General features: G+C 70.3%; 17 protein-coding genes. 3 read left to right on the top strand and 14 right to left on the bottom strand.

The features are described from left to right. Positions 1 to 21: 21 nt before the first annotated feature. The 3 genes from ACWC2T_RS22205 to ACWC2T_RS22195 form a co-directional block, all read right to left on the bottom strand. Positions 22 to 477, bottom strand: coding sequence for a MarR family winged helix-turn-helix transcriptional regulator (locus tag ACWC2T_RS22205; protein WP_450672059.1), 456 nt, complete (start codon positions 475 to 477; stop codon positions 22 to 24). Positions 478 to 710: 233 nt separating this feature from the next. Next, positions 711 to 1,070: a DUF6204 family protein gene (locus tag ACWC2T_RS22200; protein ID WP_450672058.1), complete on the bottom strand. Its 360-nt coding sequence runs from the start codon at positions 1,068 to 1,070 to the stop codon at positions 711 to 713. 200 nt (positions 1,071 to 1,270) lie between these two features. Further along, positions 1,271 to 1,876, bottom strand: coding sequence for a TetR/AcrR family transcriptional regulator (locus tag ACWC2T_RS22195; RefSeq protein ID WP_450672057.1), 606 nt, complete (start codon positions 1,874 to 1,876; stop codon positions 1,271 to 1,273). Positions 1,877 to 2,017: 141 nt separating this feature from the next. Here ACWC2T_RS22195 and ACWC2T_RS22190 point away from each other — a divergent pair, with 141 nt between their 5' ends. Further along, the gene (locus ACWC2T_RS22190) at positions 2,018 to 2,545 is read left to right on the top strand and encodes an ATP-binding protein (protein ID WP_450672115.1); all 528 of its coding nucleotides are present in this window, start codon (positions 2,018 to 2,020) and stop codon (positions 2,543 to 2,545) included. A gap of 18 nt (positions 2,546 to 2,563) precedes the next feature. Here the strand turns inward: ACWC2T_RS22190 and ACWC2T_RS22185 are convergent, their stop codons facing one another. Together ACWC2T_RS22185 and ACWC2T_RS22180 are read right to left on the bottom strand one after the other, a co-directional pair. After that, a complete protein-coding gene (locus ACWC2T_RS22185; protein WP_450672056.1) occupies positions 2,564 to 3,058 on the bottom strand; it encodes an NUDIX domain-containing protein in 495 nt (164 codons plus the stop codon). 28 nt (positions 3,059 to 3,086) lie between these two features. After that, positions 3,087 to 4,154: an ADP-ribosylglycohydrolase family protein gene (locus ACWC2T_RS22180; protein ID WP_450672055.1), complete on the bottom strand. Its 1,068-nt coding sequence runs from the start codon at positions 4,152 to 4,154 to the stop codon at positions 3,087 to 3,089. A gap of 165 nt (positions 4,155 to 4,319) precedes the next feature. On the opposite strand from ACWC2T_RS22180, the gene ACWC2T_RS22175 reads away from it, so the two are divergent. Next, positions 4,320 to 5,456: a glycerate kinase gene (locus ACWC2T_RS22175; RefSeq protein WP_450672054.1), complete on the top strand. Its 1,137-nt coding sequence runs from the start codon at positions 4,320 to 4,322 to the stop codon at positions 5,454 to 5,456. Between the two features lie 238 nt (positions 5,457 to 5,694). Here the strand turns inward: ACWC2T_RS22175 and pssA are convergent, their stop codons facing one another. From pssA to ACWC2T_RS22130, 9 genes are all read right to left on the bottom strand, one after another. Then, a complete protein-coding gene (gene pssA / locus ACWC2T_RS22170; protein WP_450672114.1) occupies positions 5,695 to 6,516 on the bottom strand; it encodes a CDP-diacylglycerol--serine O-phosphatidyltransferase in 822 nt (273 codons plus the stop codon). Positions 6,517 to 6,538: 22 nt separating this feature from the next. After that, positions 6,539 to 7,195 (bottom strand): phosphatidylserine decarboxylase, encoded by a 657-nt coding sequence (locus ACWC2T_RS22165; RefSeq protein WP_450672053.1) that lies wholly within the window; start codon positions 7,193 to 7,195, stop codon positions 6,539 to 6,541. Between the two features lie 169 nt (positions 7,196 to 7,364). Continuing rightward, the gene (locus ACWC2T_RS22160; protein ID WP_208897819.1) at positions 7,365 to 8,570 is read right to left on the bottom strand and encodes an acyl-CoA dehydrogenase family protein; all 1,206 of its coding nucleotides are present in this window, start codon (positions 8,568 to 8,570) and stop codon (positions 7,365 to 7,367) included. A 3-nt stretch (positions 8,571 to 8,573) separates the two neighbouring features. Then, positions 8,574 to 9,086: a MaoC family dehydratase gene (locus ACWC2T_RS22155; RefSeq protein WP_019757884.1), complete on the bottom strand. Its 513-nt coding sequence runs from the start codon at positions 9,084 to 9,086 to the stop codon at positions 8,574 to 8,576. Positions 9,087 to 9,101: 15 nt separating this feature from the next. Further along, positions 9,102 to 10,064 carry an HpcH/HpaI aldolase/citrate lyase family protein gene (locus ACWC2T_RS22150; protein WP_450672052.1) on the bottom strand — a complete coding sequence of 321 codons (963 nt, stop codon included), beginning with the start codon at positions 10,062 to 10,064 and terminating at the stop codon, positions 9,102 to 9,104. After that, the gene (locus tag ACWC2T_RS22145) at positions 10,061 to 12,109 is read right to left on the bottom strand and encodes a protein meaA (RefSeq protein WP_450672051.1); all 2,049 of its coding nucleotides are present in this window, start codon (positions 12,107 to 12,109) and stop codon (positions 10,061 to 10,063) included. Before ACWC2T_RS22145 ends, ACWC2T_RS22150 begins: the two co-directional genes overlap by 4 nt. Positions 12,110 to 12,118: 9 nt before the next feature. Further along, the gene (ccrA, locus tag ACWC2T_RS22140; protein ID WP_450672113.1) at positions 12,119 to 13,456 is read right to left on the bottom strand and encodes a crotonyl-CoA carboxylase/reductase; all 1,338 of its coding nucleotides are present in this window, start codon (positions 13,454 to 13,456) and stop codon (positions 12,119 to 12,121) included. A gap of 438 nt (positions 13,457 to 13,894) precedes the next feature. Then, positions 13,895 to 14,704 (bottom strand): TetR family transcriptional regulator, encoded by an 810-nt coding sequence (locus tag ACWC2T_RS22135; RefSeq protein WP_351214837.1) that lies wholly within the window; start codon positions 14,702 to 14,704, stop codon positions 13,895 to 13,897. Positions 14,705 to 14,858: 154 nt separating this feature from the next. After that, on the bottom strand, positions 14,859 to 16,664 hold the full coding sequence (locus tag ACWC2T_RS22130; protein WP_450672050.1) for a 3-hydroxyacyl-CoA dehydrogenase family protein: 1,806 nt from the start codon (positions 16,662 to 16,664) through the stop codon (positions 14,859 to 14,861). A gap of 395 nt (positions 16,665 to 17,059) precedes the next feature. Here ACWC2T_RS22130 and ACWC2T_RS22125 point away from each other — a divergent pair, with 395 nt between their 5' ends. Further along, complete coding sequence (locus ACWC2T_RS22125) at positions 17,060 to 17,644, top strand: adenylosuccinate lyase (RefSeq protein ID WP_450672049.1); 585 nt, start codon at positions 17,060 to 17,062, stop codon at positions 17,642 to 17,644. Positions 17,645 to 17,648 lie beyond the last annotated feature (4 nt).

The following is a 17,648-nucleotide window of genomic DNA, read 5'->3' as shown; positions in this document are numbered from 1 at the left end:
CGTCGGGAGGCGTGCCGGGAGTCATGGGGTGGGGGTGTGGCCGGGCAGGCCGGTGCCGCCCAGGCGCGTCAGCAGCGCGGACATCTGGCCGATGTCCTCCTTGGTCCACGGGGGCGTGGCGAAGATCTCGGCGGCGATCTGCTCGGCCGTGGCGAGCATGTCCGTCAGGCGTGCCCGGCCGGTGTCGGTCAGTGCTGCGTAGGCCACCCGGCCGTCACGGGCGTCCGTCTCGCGCGTCACCAGCCCGATCCGCTCCAGTGGCGCCAGCCCCCGGGTCACCCCGGAGGCAGTCAGACCCAGCGCCTCGGCCAGGTCCACCCGGCGCATCCGGCCGCCGGGTGCCTGCCCCAGACGCAGCAGCGTCGTGAAGTCGGCCAGGCTCACCCCGTGCAGCCCTCCCAGACTCGCGTCGAACCGCTTCACCAGGGCCGTCTGGGCCCTCACGAGACGCAGCGACGCGTCCAGTGCATCACTCATTGCTACCTCCTTGACTGCTCAAGCATATCAGGGGCTTGAGCAGTCAAGGATTTGTTTAGTTGATGGCCGGACGGAGTCCTTGAAAGGAGCTTGAAGTACCGGGGTCCCGCGACCGAGGCGTAGGCCTGAGCGCCGTCTCCCCGCTGTGATGCTCACCGGGACGAGCACTGCCCGGCCAGGATCGCGTGGCGAGGAACGCTCGACGGCTGGGCAAGACCGTGCGGCTGGAGGATTCAGGGGTTCTTCTGGGCTGCGGCGCGGCGCTGCCGTTTGCTCAGTGGCGCCTGAGAGAGGTCCTCGGCCTGCGACCTGAGGTTCTTGTAGCCGTAGCCGCGCTCGGTCAGCCACGCGTTCGCCGCCTCTTCGGCGCGTTCGGACGCCTCCAGGATGTCCTCCTCTTCCTCTCCGGAATCCAGGAAACGGAAGGTGAAGGCGGATCGCGCCGTCAGGTCGTAACTGAGGTGCCCCTCGGGTGTGAAGGCCGCGCGCAGGACATCGTGCTCTGCGGCGCGGGCCAGGAGTTCGGCACGCTGGTCGGTGCTGAGCCCGTCGAAGACACCGCGGACGGTGATACGGAAGGTGCGAGTACTCATCCCCCGACCCTGACCAGCAAGATCGGCGGACTCCACCGGTGTTTCCTGCAAAAGCGACGGCGCTGCCCCGGATCACTGGAGCCAAAACAAGTGCTTACAGACACCTGCGCCACTGAGGAGGGCAAGGAGAGGCCGTCCATGGGCCGAGAGTAGGACGCCCGTCCGGATCGGAGCGAGCGGATATCGGGGGCGGCCCCCGGTCACCGTCGCGCTGCGGCCCGCCACCCGGGTTCCAGGATGTCGAGGAGGGCGTGGAAGGCCTTGTCCGCCCGGTCCCAGTGGCCGTTCGCCAGCGGGGCGATGACGAGGCCGAAGGAGGCGTCGGTCAGCAGGGCGGCCTGCGTGCGGGCCCGGTCCTGGTCCATGCCGAGATCACGGAAGACGGAGGTGAACAGGTCCGTCCACTCGGTGACGATGTCGTACAGGACGGGCCCGTACCGGTCCGGGTGAAGCACGCTGGCGCTCATGATCTCCAGATAGAGGGGGAGGGTGGCGCGGACGTCGGGTTCGCCGAACTGGTGCCACACCGCTTCCATGAAACGGCGCAGCCCCGCCGCGTCCCTCGGTGCCCCGAAGGTCTGAAGCAGCTCGCGGACGCGCAGCAGGGGGCGGCGCTCGTAACCGGCGAGGGCCTCGGCGACCAGCCGTTCCTTGGAGCCGAAGTAGTACAGGAGCATGCGGTCGCTGGTGCCGAGCGCACGGGCCAGGGGCCGCAGGGAGAGGTCCGTCAGCCCGTGGCGGATGACATATGCGCGGACCTGGCCGAGCAACTTGCGTCGCTTGGCCGGGTCGGGCGGCCTGGGCATGAAGGCTCCTGGAGGCGGTAGGGCAGCAGGCTCAGGGTTTTATGTCCGTTAAGAACTTTTGGTCGGGCCTTTACCGTAGCACCCGCTACGTCTATATTTGAGGTGTAGCGACTGCTACATGCATGGCCGGCTCAGAAGGGACTGATTCCTGTGGCCCCCCACGCCACCCTCTCCTGGGGCACCCGGCAGTGGGCCCTGTGGTCCCGTGCGCTCGCCCCCCTACGGCCGCTGGACGCCCCCCGTGGCCGCGCCACGGTCTGGGACGCCTCCTGGCCCCTGCCGCGGGACCTGACCTCGGCGGGCCGAGCCCGGCGGCTGGTGACCGCCCAGCTGAGCGACTGGGCCCTGGCCGACCTGGCCGACACCGCCGAGCTCCTGGTCAGCGAGGTGGTCACCAATGCCCTGCGGCACACCCGCGGGCCGCTCAGGCTCAACCTGCGGGTGCGCGGCTCCCGGCTGGCGTGCGAGGTCGAGGACACCGAGAGCGCGGGCCCGCTGCGCAGAGCCGCCGACACGGACGCGGAGGGCGGGCGCGGGACGGAACTCCTCGACCTGCTCGCGGACGCCTGGGGCAGCACGCGGACGGCCACCGGCAAGACCATCTGGTTCGAGCTGCGGTCCGATCACCGGGGTGCGGAGAGCGCCGGGAGCGCCTCGATGGTGCCCTGAGGGGACGGCCGGGCCACGTCAGGCGACCGGGTGGCCGTTCTCCAGTTCCGCCGTGCCGGAGCCGGCGGTGAGGACGTCGAGGGCGGCGAGGACGCGGCGGCCGAGGGCGCCCGGGAGAAGGCCGGTGATCTCCTCCCGGGCGACCAGGCGCCAGGACAGCAGCTCCTCCTCCTGAAGGCGGATGGCCTTGAGGTCGGCGTCCGTCAGCACACCGCCGTCGTACAGGTACGCCACCAGCGGCGGCCTGCCCGCGCCGTGCACCCAGTCCACCGCCAGCAGCCGGCCCGGCTCCCGGTCGAGCCCGATCTCCTCCAGCGTCTCGCGGCGCGCGCCCTGGCGCGGGGTCTCGCCGTCGTCCGACTCGATCGTGCCGCCCGGAAGCGCCCAGCCCTCGCGGTAGTTGGGCTCGACCAGCAGCACCCGCCCCTCGGCGTCCCGGAAGAGCGCGGCGGCACCGGCGAGGACCCGGGGCAGGCTCGCGATGTACGCGGCGAAGTCACCAGTCGTGGTCATTCAGGAAGGGTAACCAGCCGCCGTACGGCTACGGGGCGGCCGTCGCCAGGCGCAGGGTGCGTTCGGCCAGCGCACTGATCCGTACGCCGTCGAAGCCGAACACCGCGCTCCGGGTCGTGTCCTCAAGCGGGTCCTTCCACCGGGCGGGGATCGCGTCCGCGCCCGTGCGCACCCCGGCCACCGAGCCGGCCGTCGCCCCGTTGGAGTCGGTGTCCAGACCGCCGCGCACGGTCAGGGCGACGGTCCGGGTGAAGTCGCCGTCGCCGTACAGCAGCCCGGCGGTGAGGACGGCGGCGTTCGGGACGGTGTGGATCCAGCCGAGCCCGGCGGTCTCCGCGGCCAGCGTGGCCAGGGTCTCCTCCCACGGCAGCCGCGTCTCGTGCAGCGTCATGACCCGTCGTACGGTACGGGCGAGCCTGCTGCTCGCCGGGATCACGCCGAGCGCGCTCTCCAGGGCGTCCCGCACGGTCGGCGCGGTGAACGCCGCCGCGATCAGCGCGGCCGCCCACATGGCGCCGTAGACGCCGTTGCCGGTGTGCGACAGCACCGCGTCCCGGCGGGCGAGACCGGCGGCGGCCACCGGGTCGCCGGGGCGGGTCCAGCCGTGGACGTCGGCGCGGATCAGCGCGCCGATCCACTCCTGGTACGGGTTGTCGTACGTCGCCGTCAGGGGCGGCTTCAGCCCGTTCGCGAGATTGCGGTACGCCGCCCGTTCCGCGGTGAAGGTCTGCAGATACGGCAGCCGCAGCAGCCACAGCTCGCCCACCTGCTCGGTGCTGAAGCCGAAGCCGCAGGTCTCCAGCAGGTGCAGGCCGAGGATCGCGTAGTCCACGTCGTCGTCGCGCACGCTGCCGTGGATCCGGCCGCGCACGCACTGCCGCCACTCCGGGCGCAGTACGGCGGTGTCGGCCGGGTCGGCGGGCTCGGGCAGGTAGTCGGTGAGCGGCAGCGCCTCGGCCTGGCGCAGATAGCGGTCGATGCGCTCGCGGGTCCACACCTCGCCCTGCTCCACCGGCTTGCCGAGCATGTTGCCCGCGATCCGGCCGAGCCAGCCGCCGTGGACGCGGTCGGCGAGGTCCGGTCCTGTGGTGCTCATGGCTGCGGTGTACCCGTTTTCCCCAGCCGCCTCTCAGCGGCTTCCCAGCCTTCGGTCGGGGCATGACGACGGGGGTCTCCTCCGGTTAAGGTCGCAGCGGCGCGACTGGCCCTGACGTGCGCGGGGCCCGGAGAGCAAGGGGAAAGCAAGGTGGCGGACGCTGCAGTGAACGAGACCCGTCGGGTGCTCATCGCCGCGGACAAGTTCAAGGGCTCGCTGACGGCCGTGCAGGTCGCCGAGCGGGTGACGGCCGGGCTGCACCGGGTGGTGCCGGACCTTCACGTCGAGGCGCTGCCCGTGGCCGACGGCGGCGACGGGACCGTGGACGCGGCAGTCGCGGCCGGTTTCGAGCGCCGTGAGGTACGGGTCGCCGGGCCGCTGGGCCAGGAGGTGACCGCCGCGTTCGCGCTGCGCGGTGAGACCGCGGTCGTGGAGATGGCCGAGGCGAGCGGCCTCCAGCGCCTCCCGGCCGGCGTCTTCGCGCCCCTGACGGCCTCCACGTACGGCTCCGGAGAGCTGCTGCGGGCCGCGCTGGACGCGGGGGCCCGCACGATCGTGTTCGGCGTCGGCGGCAGCGCCACGACGGACGGCGGCGCGGGCATGCTGGCCGCGCTGGGTGCCCGGTTCCTGAACGAGGACGGCGAGCCGGTGACGCCGGGCGGCGGGGGACTGGCCGACCTGGCGCGTGCGGATCTGTCCGGCCTGGACGCGCGGCTGTCGTCCGTGGAGCTGGTGCTCGCCAGCGACGTCGACAACCCGCTGACCGGGCCGAAGGGCGCGCCCGCGGTGTACGGCCCGCAGAAGGGCGCCTCGCCGGACGACGTGGACACCCTGGACGCGTCCCTCGCCCACTTCGCCAAGGTGCTGGAGGCCGAGGTCGGGCCGCGGGCGGCGCAGTACGCGGCGTCGCCGGGCGCGGGCGCGGCGGGCGGCATCGGCTACGGCGCCCTGCTGGTGGGCGCCCGCTTCCGCCCCGGTATCGAGGTCATGCTGGACGTCCTGGGCTTCGCACCCGCCCTGGAGCGGGCCTCGCTGGTGATCACCGGTGAGGGGTCACTGGACGAGCAGACGCTGCACGGGAAGGCGCCGGCGGGTGTCGCTGCGGCGGCGCGGGCGGCGGGGAAGCCGGTGGTCGCGGTGTGCGGGCGGCTGGCTCTGTCGCCGGAGGCGCTGCGGGGGGCGGGGATCTCCCAGGCGTACCCGTTGACCTCCGTCGAGCCGGACGTGGCCAAGTGCATCGCGGACGCGGGGCCGATTCTCGAGCGGGTCGCCGTGCAGATCGCTGAGGACCACCTGGGCTGAGGTCCCTGGGGGCTCCGCCCCCAGGGACCCGTTTCCCACCCACCCACCCACCCGTCTCGGTCGGCTGGAGAGCCACTGTCCCGGGCGGACGTGGTCTTGTCGCTTCACCTCTCAGCCAACCGAGTCGGGTGGGTGTGGTGGGCAAGCCGGGGGTCTGGGGGCGGAGCCCCCAGGTCGCCCGCACAAGCGGAGGGCCCCGGACCAGCCAACGGTCCGGGGCCCTCCGCTGAACGCCGGGCTACGGCAACTGCGCCGCCCGCGCCTCACGCCGGTTGTCGCGGAAGTTGTTCACCCGCCGAGCCGTGGCGAACAACGGAATCACCGCTCCCATGACCAGCTGCAGCGCACAGCCCGTCTGGAGGAGCAGCTGACCGCTCGGGGCGTCGAAGGCCCAGGCCGCCAGCAGGCCCATCGACAGGACGATCCAGGTGAGCATGGCCCCGGCCAGGCGCCCCCTGGGCTTCGGGTACTCCACCCGGCTCACCATCAGCCACGCCGTCCCCAGGATCGCCAGTAGCGTCGCCACGAAGGGCAGCTCCAGCAGGACGATGGAGACCACCGTCAGCGCCCCGAACGGGCTGGGCATGCCCTGGAACATGCCGTCCTTCATCGTCACGCAACTGAAGCGGGCCAGTCTCAGCACCACTGCCAGCAGCACCACGATCGCCCCCAGCGCCGCCATTCTCTGGTGCGCGTCGTCCGCGACCATGCCGTAGACGAGGACGAAGTACGCGGGCGCGAGCCCGAAGCTGATCAGGTCGGAGAGGTTGTCCAGCTCGGCGCCCATGGGCGAGGAGCGCAGCTTGCGTGCCACCAGCCCGTCGAACAGGTCGAAGACGGCCGCGCAGAGCATCAGGATGACGGCCGTGGCGGCGCTGTGCCGCGCCATGCCCGCGGACTCGTCGTTCCCGGTCAGATGCGGGATCAGGATGCCGGTGGTGGTGAAGTACACCGCCATGAACCCGCACGTGGCGTTGCCCAGAGTGAGGGTGTCCGCTATCGACAGACGGAGAGAGAGGGGCATCTCCTCCTCTTCGTCCACCTCGTCGGCCTCGGGCACCCAGCCCGCCTGGGTCTCCGGATCAATCACGGTCAATGCGAGTCACCCCAGCCACGGTCTTCTGTCCGACCTCGACCGCGACCTCCACGCCCTCGGGCAGGTAGAGGTCGACACGCGAGCCGAAGCGGATCAGACCGATACGGTCGCCCTGCTCGACCTTCGTGCCCTGAGGGATGTAGGGGACGATGCGGCGGGCCACCGCGCCGGCGATCTGGATCATCTCGATGTCGCCGAGTTCGGTGTCGAAATGCCAGACTACGCGCTCGTTGTTCTCGCTCTCCTTGTTGAAAGCCGGAACAAAGCCGCCGGGGATGTGCTCGACGGACGTCACCGTGCCCGCGAGGGGTGCGCGGTTGACGTGGACGTTCAGCGGGCTCATGAAGATCGCGACGCGGGTGCGCCCGTCCTTCCACGGCATGATGCTCTGCACCACACCGTCGGCGGGCGAAATCACCCGGCCGGAGCCGATCTCGCGCTCGGGGTCGCGGAAGAACCACAGCATGCCCGCGGCGAGCGCGGTGGCGGGCACGGCCACGGCCCTGGCCGCGCCGGAGCGGCGGGCGCGGACCAGGCTGAGGGCTGCGGTGGCGACGGTCGGGAGAAGCCACGGCGATGCTCCGCGCGCGAGGCGTACGCCGGCCCGGCTGTCGCGAGGTGCAGAGGTTTGGCTGTGGGGCATGGATGACCTTCGTAGCGGATGATGCCGCGCAAGACGGGGGACGGCGGCTTTCCGGGGATCGTACCGGTCGCGGGCTGCAACTGGGCAAGCCAGGCTGCCGAGTCGACGGCCGAAGAGTATCTACGGGGTGTGATCTTCTTCTCGAAGAAAACACCCCGTATCAGGACAATCAGCCCTGGAATCGATACTCTTCGAGCAGCCTGCGGCCGATGATCATTTTCTGGATCTCGGCGGTACCTTCACCGATGAGCAGCATCGGGGCCTCCCGGTAGAGGCGCTCGATCTCGTACTCCTTGGAGAAGCCGTAGCCGCCGTGGATCCGGAAGGCGTCCTCCACGACCTCCTTGCAGTACTCGGAGGCCAGGTACTTCGCCATGCCGGCCTCGAGGTCGTTTCGCTCGCCGGAGTCCTTCTTGCGCGCGGCGTTGACCATCATCGCATGGGCGGCCTCGACCTTGGTCGCCATCTCCGCCAGCTTGAACTGGATGGCCTGGTGCTGGGCGATCGGCTTGCCGAAGGTGTGCCGCTGCTGGGCGTACTGGACGCCGAGCTCGAAGGCGCGCTGGGCGACGCCACAGCCACGCGCCGCCACGTTGACCCGGCCGACCTCGACGCCGTCCATCATTTGGTAAAAACCTCGGCCGGTGACGCCGCCGAGCACCCGATCGGCGGGCAGCCGCAGGCCGTCCATGATCAGCTCGGTGGTGTCGACGCCCTTGTAGCCCATCTTCTCGATCTTGCCGGGGATGGTCAGACCCGGTCGGACCTCGCCGAAGCCCGGCTCCTTCTCGATCAGGAAGGTGGTCATCGACTTGTGCGGGGCCGTGCCCTCGGGGTGACCCTCGTCACTCCGGACCAGGACGGCCACCAGGGACGACGTGCCGCCGTTCGTCAGCCACATCTTCTGGCCGTTCAGGACGTACTCGTCGCCGTCCCTGACCGCCTTGGAGGTGATCGCCGACACGTCGGAGCCCAGACCCGGCTCCGACATCGAGAAGGCGCCCCGGATGTCACCGGCCGCCATGCGCGGCAGGAAGTGGTCCTTCTGCTCCTGCGTGCCGTGCTGCTTGAGCATGTACGCGACGATGAAGTGCGTGTTGATGATGCCGGACACCGACATCCAGCCGCGGGCGATCTCCTCCACGCACAGCGCGTAGGTGAGCAGCGACTCGCCCAGGCCGCCGTACTCCTCGGGGATCATCAGACCGAACAGGCCGAGTTCCTTCAGGCCGTCCACGATCTGCTGCGGGTACTCGTCGCGGTGCTCCAGCTCGGTCGCGACAGGAATGATCTCCTTGTCGACAAAGTCCCGGACGGTGGAGAGGATCTCCTGCTGGACGTCGGTCAGACCGGCGGTCTGGGCGAGACGGGCCATGGCTTACTTCTCCTGCTGCTTCAGCTCCGGGCGGCCGGGCTGCTCGCCGCCGCGCTCCTTGATGTACGTCTCGGTGGGCACCATGACCTTGCGGCGGAAGACGCAGACGAGCGTGCCGTCCTGCTTGTAGCCCTTGGTCTCGACGTAGACGATGCCGCGGTCGTTCTTCGACTTCGACGGCCACTTGTCCAGCACGGTCGTCTCGCCGTAGATCGTGTCGCCGTGGAAGGTCGGCGCCACGTGCTTGAGCGACTCGATCTCCAGGTTGGCGATCGCCTTGCCGGAGATGTCCGGCACGCTCATGCCGAGCAGGAGGGAGTAGATGTAGTTCCCGACGACGACGTTCTTGCCGAAGTCCGTCGTCTTCTCCGCATAGTTGGTGTCCATGTGGAGCGGGTGGTGGTTCATGGTGAGGAGACAGAACAGGTGGTCGTCGTACTCCGTGACCGTCTTGCCCGGCCAGTGCTTGTACGTCGCCCCGACCTCGAACTCCTCGTAGGTGCGTCCGAACTGCATCGTGCTCAGGGCTCCTTAGCTGGCGGGGATCTCGAACTTCGACGTGCGCTGCATGCCGGCGGCCCGGCCCTTGCCCGCGATGACCAGGGCCATCTTGCGGCTGGCCTCGTCGATCATCTCGTCGCCGAGCATCGCGGAGCCCTTCTTGCCGCCCGCCTCGGACGTGTAGTAGTCGTACGCGTCCAGGATCAGCTCGGCGTGGTCGTAGTCCTCCTGGGAGGGCGAGAAGATCTCGTTGGACGCCTCGACCTGGCCCGGGTGCAGCACCCACTTGCCGTCGAAGCCGAGGGCGGCGGCGCGCTGGGCGACCTCGCGGTAGCCCTCGACGTTGCGGATCTGCAGGTAGGGGCCGTCGATCGCCTGGAGGTTGTTCGCGCGAGCGGCCATCAGGATCTTCATCAGGATGTAGTGGTAGGCGTCCGCCGGGTAGCCGGGCGGCTGCTCGCCCACGACGAGAGACTTCATGTTGATGGAGGCCATGAAGTCGGCCGGGCCGAAGATGATGGTCTCGACGCGCGGGGAGGCCTGCGCGATCGCGTTGACGTTGTTCAGGCCCTGGGCGTTCTCGATCTGCGCCTCGATGCCGATCTTGCCGACCTCGAAGCCCATGGTCTTCTCGATCTGGGTCAGCAGCAGGTCGAGCGCGACGATCTGCTCGGCGTTCTGGACCTTCGGCAGCATGATGCAGTCGAGGTTCTGGCCGGCGCCCTCGACGACCGTGACGACGTCGCGGTACGTCCACTCGGTCGTCCAGTCGTTGACGCGCACGACGCGCGTCTTGCCCGTCCAGTCGCCCTCGTTGAGGAACTTGACGATGGTGTGCCGCGCCTCGGGCTTGGCGAGGGGCGCGCAGGCGTCCTCCAGGTCCAGGAAGACCTGGTCCGCCGGGAGGCCCTGCGCCTTCTCCAGGAAGCGCGGGTTGCTGCCCGGCACGGCCAGGCAGGAGCGCCGCGGGCGAAGGCGGTTGACGGTCGTCATGCGGGGACCTCCAGGGGGTCGAGCTTGTTCGCTTTCCGGATCTCGTCGACGATGCGGCCGATGATTCCGGTGATGTCGAAGTCCTTCGGGGTGAAGACGGCGGCCACTCCGGCGGCCCTGAGCTGCTCGGCGTCACCATTCGGGATGATGCCACCAGCGATCACGGGTATATCTGTGGCACCGGCCACACGCAGCCGCTGGAGTACGTCCGGCACCAGCTGGGCGTGCGAGCCGGACAGGATCGACAGGCCGACGGCGTGCACGTCCTCGGCGAGGGCGGCGTCCACGATCTGTTCGGGCGTCAGCCGGATGCCCTGGTAGACCACCTCGAAGCCGGCGTCACGCGCGCGTACGGCGATCTGCTCGGCGCCGTTGGAGTGCCCGTCCAGGCCCGGCTTGCCGACCAGGAAGCGCAGTTTGCCGACGCCCAGCTCGCGGGCGGTGGCGTCCACCTTGGCCCGCACCTCGGCGAGCGCCGAGCCCGGCTCGGCGGCGACGGCCACCGGTGCGGAGGAGACCCCGGTGGGCGCCCGGAACTCGCCGAACACCTCGCGCAGGGCCCCGGCCCACTCGCCGGTCGTGACCCCGGCGCGGGCGCACTCCAGCGTGGCCTCCATCAGGTTGTCCGTGCCCTTGGCGGCCTCCTTCAGCCGCTCCAGCGCCTTGCAGGGGCGCGGGTGGTTGAAGGGCGGCTGGTAGCGCGTGTCGCGCCAGTTCTGCAGCGAGGCGATGACCCGGGCCTCGACCGCCGGGTCGACCGTCATGATCGCGGTGTCCAGGTCGGCCGTCAGCGGGTTCGGCTCGGTGCCCTCGAAGGCGTTGACACCGATGATCTTCTCCTCGCCGGACTCGATCCGGGCCCGGCGCTCGGCGTGCGAGGCGACCAGCTGCGACTTCAGGTAGCCGGACTCCACGGCGGCCATGGCGCCGCCCATCTCCTGGATGCGGTCGATCTCCGCGAGGGAGTCGGCGACCAGCTGGTCCACCTTCGCCTCGATCACCTTCGAGCCCTCGAAGATGTCGTCGTACTCCAGCAGGTCGCTCTCGTACGCCAGCACCTGCTGGATGCGCAGGCTCCACTGCTGGTCCCAGGGCCTGGGCAGGCCGAGGGCCTCGTTCCAGGCCGGCAGCTGCACGGCACGCGCGCGTGCGTCCTTGGAGAGGGTGACCGCCAGCATCTCCAGCACGATCCGCTGGACGTTGTTCTCCGGCTGCGCCTCGGTCAGGCCGAGGGAGTTGACCTGGACGCCGTACCGGAAGCGGCGCTGCTTGGGGTCCTCGATGCCGTACCGCTCGCGGGTGACCTTGTCCCAGATGCGGCCGAAGGCCCGCATCTTGCACATCTCCTCGATGAAGCGGACGCCCGCGTTCACGAAGAAGGAGATGCGGGCGACCACGTCACCCATGCGCTCCTGCGGCACCTGGCCGGAGTCGCGGACGGCGTCGAGGACGGCGATGGCGGTGGACATCGCGTACGCGATCTCCTGCACCGGCGTGGCCCCGGCCTCCTGCAGGTGGTAGCTGCAGATGTTGATCGGGTTCCACTTCGGGATGTGGGAGACCGTGTACGCGATCATGTCCGTCGTCAGGCGGAGGCTCGGCCCCGGCGGGAAGACGTGGGTCCCGCGGGACAGGTACTCCTTGACGATGTCGTTCTGGGTCGTGCCCTGGAGCTTGGTGATGTCCGCGCCCTGCTCCTCGGCGACGACCTGGTAGAGCGCCAGCAGCCACATGGCGGTGGCGTTGATCGTCATCGAGGTGTTCATCTGCTCCAGCGGGATGTCCTGGAACAGCCGGCGCATGTCACCGAGGTGCGCGACGGGCACGCCGACCCGGCCGACCTCGCCGCGGGCGAGGATGTGGTCGGGGTCGTAGCCGGTCTGCGTCGGCAGGTCGAACGCCACCGACAGACCGGTCTGGCCCTTGGCGAGGTTGCGCCGGTACAGCTCGTTGGACGCCTCGGCCGTGGAGTGGCCGGCGTACGTCCGCATGAGCCACGGACGGTCCTTTTCCCTCCGGGTGTCCGAAGGATGACGCTCTGTCATCTATGGCCCTCAGACGTTCCGGAAGCGGTTGATGGCGTCGATGTGCTGGGCCCGCATCGCCTCGTCGCGCACACCGAGGCCTTCCTCGGGCGCGAGGCAGAGCACGCCGACCTTGCCCTGGTGCAGGTTGCGGTGGACGTCGTACGCTGCCTGGCCGGTCTCCTCCAGGGAGTACACCTTCGACAGGGTCGGGTGGATCTTGCCCTTGGCGATCAGGCGGTTGGCCTCCCAGGCCTCGCGGTAGTTGGCGAAGTGGGAGCCGATGATCCGCTTCAGGGACATCCACAGGTAGCGGTTGTCGTACTCGTGGTTGTACCCGGAGGTCGAGGCGCAGGTGACGATGGTGCCGCCCTTGCGGGTGACGTAGACCGAGGCGCCGAAGGTCTCGCGGCCGGGGTGCTCGAAGACGATGTCGACGTCCTCGCCGCCGGTGAGTTCACGGATGCGCTTGCCGAAGCGCTTCCACTCCTTCGGGTCCTGGGTGTGCTCGTCCTTCCAGAACTTGTAGCCCTCGGCGCTGCGGTCGATGATCAGCTCGGCGCCCATCTTGCGGCAGATCTCGGCCTTCTGCGGCGAGGAGACCACGCAGATCGGGGTGGCGCCGCCGGCGAGGGCGAACTGGGTGGCGTAACTGCCGAGGCCGCCGCTCGCGCCCCAGATGAGCACGTTGTCGCCCTGCTTCATACCGGCGCCGTTGCGGGAGACCAGCTGGCGGTAGGCGGTGGAGTTCACCAGACCCGGGGCCGCGGCCTCCTCCCAGCTGAGGTGGGCCGGCTTCGGCATCAGCTGGTTGGACTTGACGAGCGCGATCTCGGCGAGACCGCCGAAGTTGGTCTCGAAGCCCCAGATGCGCTGCTCCGGGTCGAGCATCGTGTCGTTGTGGCCGTCGGAGGACTCCAGCTCGACGGAGAGACAGTGCGCGACGACTTCGTCACCGGGCTTCCAGGCGTTGACGCCCGGCCCGGTGCGCAGCACCACGCCCGCGAGGTCGGAGCCGATGATGTGGTACGGCAGGTCGTGCCGCTTGGTCAGCTCGCTGAGCTTGCCGTAGCGCTCCAGGAAGCCGAAGGTCGGCAGCGGCTCGAAGATCGAGGTCCACACCGAGTTGTAGTTGACCGAGGAGGCCATGACGGCCACCAGGGCTTCGCCCGGGCCGAGCTCGGGCACGGGGACCTCGTCGAGGTGGATCGACTTGCGCGGGTCCTTGTCGCGGGTCGTGAGGCCCGCGAACATCTCCGTCTCGTCCTTGTGGACGGTGATCGCACGGTACGACTCGGGGAGCGGCAGGGCGGCGAAGTCGGCGGACGTGGCGTCCTTCGACTGGATCGCGTCCAGGATGTCCTTCACGGTCACGGTGTTGCCTCCGGCGGTGAGCGCCCTGAGGGAGGGGCGCTGAGGGTTCGTCGGTGCTGCTGGGAGTGCTGCTGAGGGTTTTGGAAGGTGCCGTCGGTTCGGCTGGGTGGTGCTTCGGCAGCGCTTTGTGGCGCGGGAGGTTGCCTGTGACGCAGGCGTCCGGGCGCTCGGGCCATGAGCCCTTGGGGACAGCCGGCGAGCGAATGGTCTCTGCTCGCCGGCCGCCCGGACACCTTCAACGTATGACACCGCGTGTCAGGTGGCAAGGCACTGAGTGCCAGATGTTGCCCTCAGATGAAATCTTTACTTGACAGATGAGCGATGATCGATCGAATGCGGCCCCGAGAGAGGGTGAAAAGGTGCGCTGACGTGCAAAAACGGCCACCCGGGGGGTGGCCGTTGTCACAGTCGGAAACACTCGGAAACGCGGGTTCAGCGCTCCTTGAGGGCCTGCTCGATGGTACGCATGACCTCGTGCAGCGGCGCGTCGGTGTGGGCGACCGTCACGAGCACCTCGCCCTGCACGGAGGCCGTGGCGGCCGCCGGCCGCGGGGCCGTGCCGCGCCCCGCCCCGATCCCGGTGCCGAACGTCTTCCGCACGATCGCGAAGGCGTGGTCCAGCTGGGCCTCGACGTCCCCCTGGCCGCCCGCCCGCAGCCAGCGCCTGAGGACGTGGTTGTGGGCGGTGACGACGGCGGAGGCCGCCACCTCGGCCAGCAGCGGGTCGTCGTTGGCGTCGTCCGCGTGCGCGTGCTCGTCGAAGTGGCCGAGGAGGTAGCGGGTGAAGAGCCGCTCGTAGCGGGCCACAGAGGCGATCTCGGCCTCCCTGAGGGTCGGCACCTCGCGGGTCAGCTTGTACCGGGCGACCGAGATCTCCGGCGCGGCCGCGTACATCCTCATGACTTCCTTGATGCCGCGGCACACGGTGTCGAGCGGGTGCTCGTGCGCGGGGGCGGCGTTGAGCACCGCCTCGGCACGGATCAGCGTGTCGTCGTGGTCCGGGAAGATCGCCTCTTCCTTGGAGCGGAAGTGGCGGAAGAAGGTGCGGCGGGCGACCCCGGCGGCTGCTGCGATCTCGTCGACGGTGGTCGCCTCGTACCCCTTGGTCGCGAAGAGCTCCATGGCTGCGGCCGCCAGTTCCCGGCGCATCTTGAGCCGCTGGGCGGCGGCGCGACTGCCTGCGGCACTTTCCGGCGCGTCGGGCGTAGCTGGTGTACGTGAGGACTTGGCGGGCTGGGACATGACCCGAACGTACTGCATGTGCGCAGTTCGGTGCGCGGGTGAGGGGGTTGTCCCGTCCCGGGAGCCACCCCCGCCCCAGGAGGGCGGGGGCACGTCCGCGGGGCCGAGCAGTCCGCCCCAGTCCGTCTCCGCGTGCGACCAGCCGCCGGCGCCGTCAGCGGCGGGCATACTCGCGGAAGCCACGGCCGGTCTTGCGGCCGAGGCAGCCCGCGGCCACCAGGTGCTCCAGCAGCGGGGCCGGGGCCAGGCCGGGGTCGCGGAACTCGCGGTGCAGGACCTTCTCGATGGCCAGCGAGACGTCCAGGCCGACCACGTCCAGCAGCTCGAAGGGGCCCATCGGGTAGCCGCCGCCGAGCTTCATCGCCGCGTCGATGTCGTCCAGGGACGCGTAGTGCTCCTCGACCATCTTGATCGCGTTGTTCAGGTACGGGAACAGCAGCGCGTTCACGATGAAGCCGGCCCGGTCGCCGCAGTCCACCGCATGCTTCTTGATCTTCGCGCAGACCTCGCGGACGGTCGCGTGGACGTCGTCGGCCGTCAGCACGGTCCGCACGACCTCGACCAGCTTCATCGCCGGGGCCGGATTGAAGAAGTGCATGCCGATGACGTCCTGCGGGCGCGAGGTGGCGCGGGCACAGGCCACGACGGGCAGCGAGGAGGTGGTGGTGGCGAGGACCGCGCCGGGCTTGCAGACCTTGTCCAGCGTGGCGAACAGCTGCTGCTTGATCTGCAGGTCCTCGGCGATCGCCTCGACGGCCAGGTCGACCTCGGCGAAGAAGTCGTAGGACCCGGCCGGGGTGATCCGGTCCAGGATCTGCGCGGCGGCCTCGGCGGTCAGCCGGCCCTTGTCGACAGAGCGCGAAAGCGACTTGCCGATCCGGGCCTTGGCGGCCTGGGCCTTCTCCTCGCTGCGGGCGGCCAGCACGACGTCGTAGCCCGCCTTGGCGAAGACCTCGGCGATACCGGAGGCCATGGTGCCGGAGCCCGCGACGCCGACGGACCGGACCTCCCGCCCCTGAGCGGTCGCAGCGTCCGCCGCCGGGGTCAGGGCGTCCGGCACGACCGTGGCGCTGCCCGGCGCCTCGTAGGTGTAGAAGCCGCGCCCGGACTTGCGGCCGGTCAGGCCCGCCTCGCTGAGCTGCTTCAGGATCGGGGCCGGGGCGTGCAGCCGGTCGTGGGACTCGGCGTACATGGCCTCCAGGACCGTGCGTGCGGTGTCGATGCCGATCAGGTCCAGCAGCGCGAGCGGGCCCATCGGCAGGCCGCACCCGAGCCGCATCGCCGCGTCGATGTCCTCGCGGGAGGCGTAGCGGGCCTCGTACATCGCGGCGGCCTGGTTGAGGTAGCCGAAGAGCAGGCCGTCCGCGACGAAACCGGGGCGGTCGCCGACCGCGACCGGCTCCTTGCCCAGCTCGATCGCGAGATCCGTGACCGCGGCGACGGCGCCCGGCGCGGTCAGCACCGAGGAGACGATCTCGACCAGCTTCATGGCGGGCGCCGGGTTGAAGAAGTGCAGGCCGAGCACGCGCTCGGGGCGGGCCGAGTCGGCGGCGAGGCGGGTGACGGACAGGGCGTTGGTGCCGGTCGCGAGGATCGTCTCCGGGCGGACGACGCCGTCCAGCTCGCGGAAGATCTGGTGCTTGACCTCGTACGACTCCGGGGCCACCTCGATGACGAGGTCGGCGTCGGCGGCCGCCGCGATGTCGGTGGTGGTGCGGACCCGGGCCAGGGCGTCGGCGCGCTCCTGCTCGGTGAGCCGGCCGCGCTCCACGCAGCCGGCGGTGCGGGCCTCCAGGGCGGCGACGCACTTCGCCGCCTGGGCCTCGCTGATGTCGATGCCGATCACCTCGCGGCCCGCCTTGGCGAGGACCTCGGTGATGCCGGTGCCCATGGTGCCGAGGCCGACGACGGCGATCGTCTTGAGCGGGGACAGGCTTGAGTCGGAAAGGGGAGTGGCCATCGCGGGACTCCAGGAATGAGGGTGACGACGAGGAACGCGCCGGGTGCGCCGAGGGGCGCACCGCGGAGCGGAAAGGGATGCGGGTGTTGCCGGGCTGCGAGCGCACACGCCCGGTGCTGCCGGGTGCCACGGGCGTTGCACACGCCCGCGGTCGGCAATCGGCAGGGAATCCGACCGGCCCTGTCCCGGAGCCGGGTCGTACTGCGGTACACGTACGTACCGAACCGACTTCGCTTGCTACGGCTGCGTCACCAAACCGTCGCCAGCGGAAAGCGCGAGTGGGTAACTCGCTCGTCTGAGCTTAACCCGCGGGTAACGAGCGCGCCAGACCTGAGTCCGGCCGGAGTTTGTGATGTAGCTCCCTCAGGCCCGGCCACCCGCCTACGCTGGACTTCGTGGACGAAGAGTTGCGATCGCTCACGGAGCGCTTACGGCAGGAGTCGCGCGGCTCGGTGGCGTTCGACCGGCTGCGGGCAACCGAGGACCACGACGAACTCGCGGAGGTGCTCACCGCGCCCGGACAGCCGCTGTGGGCCAGGGAACTGGCCGCGTTCCGGCTCGGCCTCGCCGGCGACCGGCGCGCGTTCGAGTCCCTGGTGCTCCTGCTCAACCACCGCGACCCCCCGCGCTGCGCCTCCGCCGCCCATGCCCTCGCCCGCCTGGGCGACCCCCGCACCGCCCGCGCGGCCGCGGCCCTGGCCACCAACGAACTCCGCGTCGCCTACGCCCTGCACCCGGTACGGCTCCTGACCGACCTGCGCGCTCCCGAGTCCGTGCCCGCCCTGATCATCACCCTCGAACGCCGGCTGCGCCCGCACGACCCCTACCGCCGCGTCGCCCTGGCCTGCGTCGAGGGCCTCGGCACCCTCGGCGACCCCCGCGCCCGCCGCGTCCTGAAGGAGGCCCTGGCCCACCCCGCTCTGGCGGAGGCGGCGGTGCGGGCGCTGGCGCGGATCCCGGAGCCCAGGGAGGTGACCTGACCGG

The organism is Streptomyces sp. NPDC001393 (assembly GCF_053597455.1).
The sequence above is the reverse complement of the archived record's forward strand: the minus strand, read 5'-3'. Positions and strand labels throughout refer to the sequence as shown.

Bases quoted from the DNA above. Each gene is read 5' to 3' on its own strand.
- ACWC2T_RS22205 (WP_450672059.1), bottom strand. From the start codon at position 477: ATGAGTGATGCACTGGACGCGTCGCTGCGTCTCGTGAGGGCCCAGACG.
- ACWC2T_RS22200 (WP_450672058.1), bottom strand. From the start codon at position 1,070: ATGAGTACTCGCACCTTCCGTATCACCGTCCGCGGTGTCTTCGACGGG.
- ACWC2T_RS22195 (WP_450672057.1), bottom strand. From the start codon at position 1,876: ATGCCCAGGCCGCCCGACCCGGCCAAGCGACGCAAGTTGCTCGGCCAG.
- ACWC2T_RS22185 (WP_450672056.1), bottom strand. From the start codon at position 3,058: ATGACCACGACTGGTGACTTCGCCGCGTACATCGCGAGCCTGCCCCGG.
- ACWC2T_RS22180 (WP_450672055.1), bottom strand. From the start codon at position 4,154: ATGAGCACCACAGGACCGGACCTCGCCGACCGCGTCCACGGCGGCTGG.
- ACWC2T_RS22165 (WP_450672053.1), bottom strand. From the start codon at position 7,195: ATGCCCCACAGCCAAACCTCTGCACCTCGCGACAGCCGGGCCGGCGTA.
- ACWC2T_RS22160 (WP_208897819.1), bottom strand. From the start codon at position 8,570: ATGGCCCGTCTCGCCCAGACCGCCGGTCTGACCGACGTCCAGCAGGAG.
- ACWC2T_RS22155 (WP_019757884.1), bottom strand. From the start codon at position 9,086: ATGCAGTTCGGACGCACCTACGAGGAGTTCGAGGTCGGGGCGACGTAC.
- ACWC2T_RS22150 (WP_450672052.1), bottom strand. From the start codon at position 10,064: ATGACGACCGTCAACCGCCTTCGCCCGCGGCGCTCCTGCCTGGCCGTG.
- ACWC2T_RS22145 (WP_450672051.1), bottom strand. From the start codon at position 12,109: ATGACAGAGCGTCATCCTTCGGACACCCGGAGGGAAAAGGACCGTCCG.
- ACWC2T_RS22135 (WP_351214837.1), bottom strand. From the start codon at position 14,704: ATGTCCCAGCCCGCCAAGTCCTCACGTACACCAGCTACGCCCGACGCG.
- ACWC2T_RS22130 (WP_450672050.1), bottom strand. From the start codon at position 16,664: ATGGCCACTCCCCTTTCCGACTCAAGCCTGTCCCCGCTCAAGACGATC.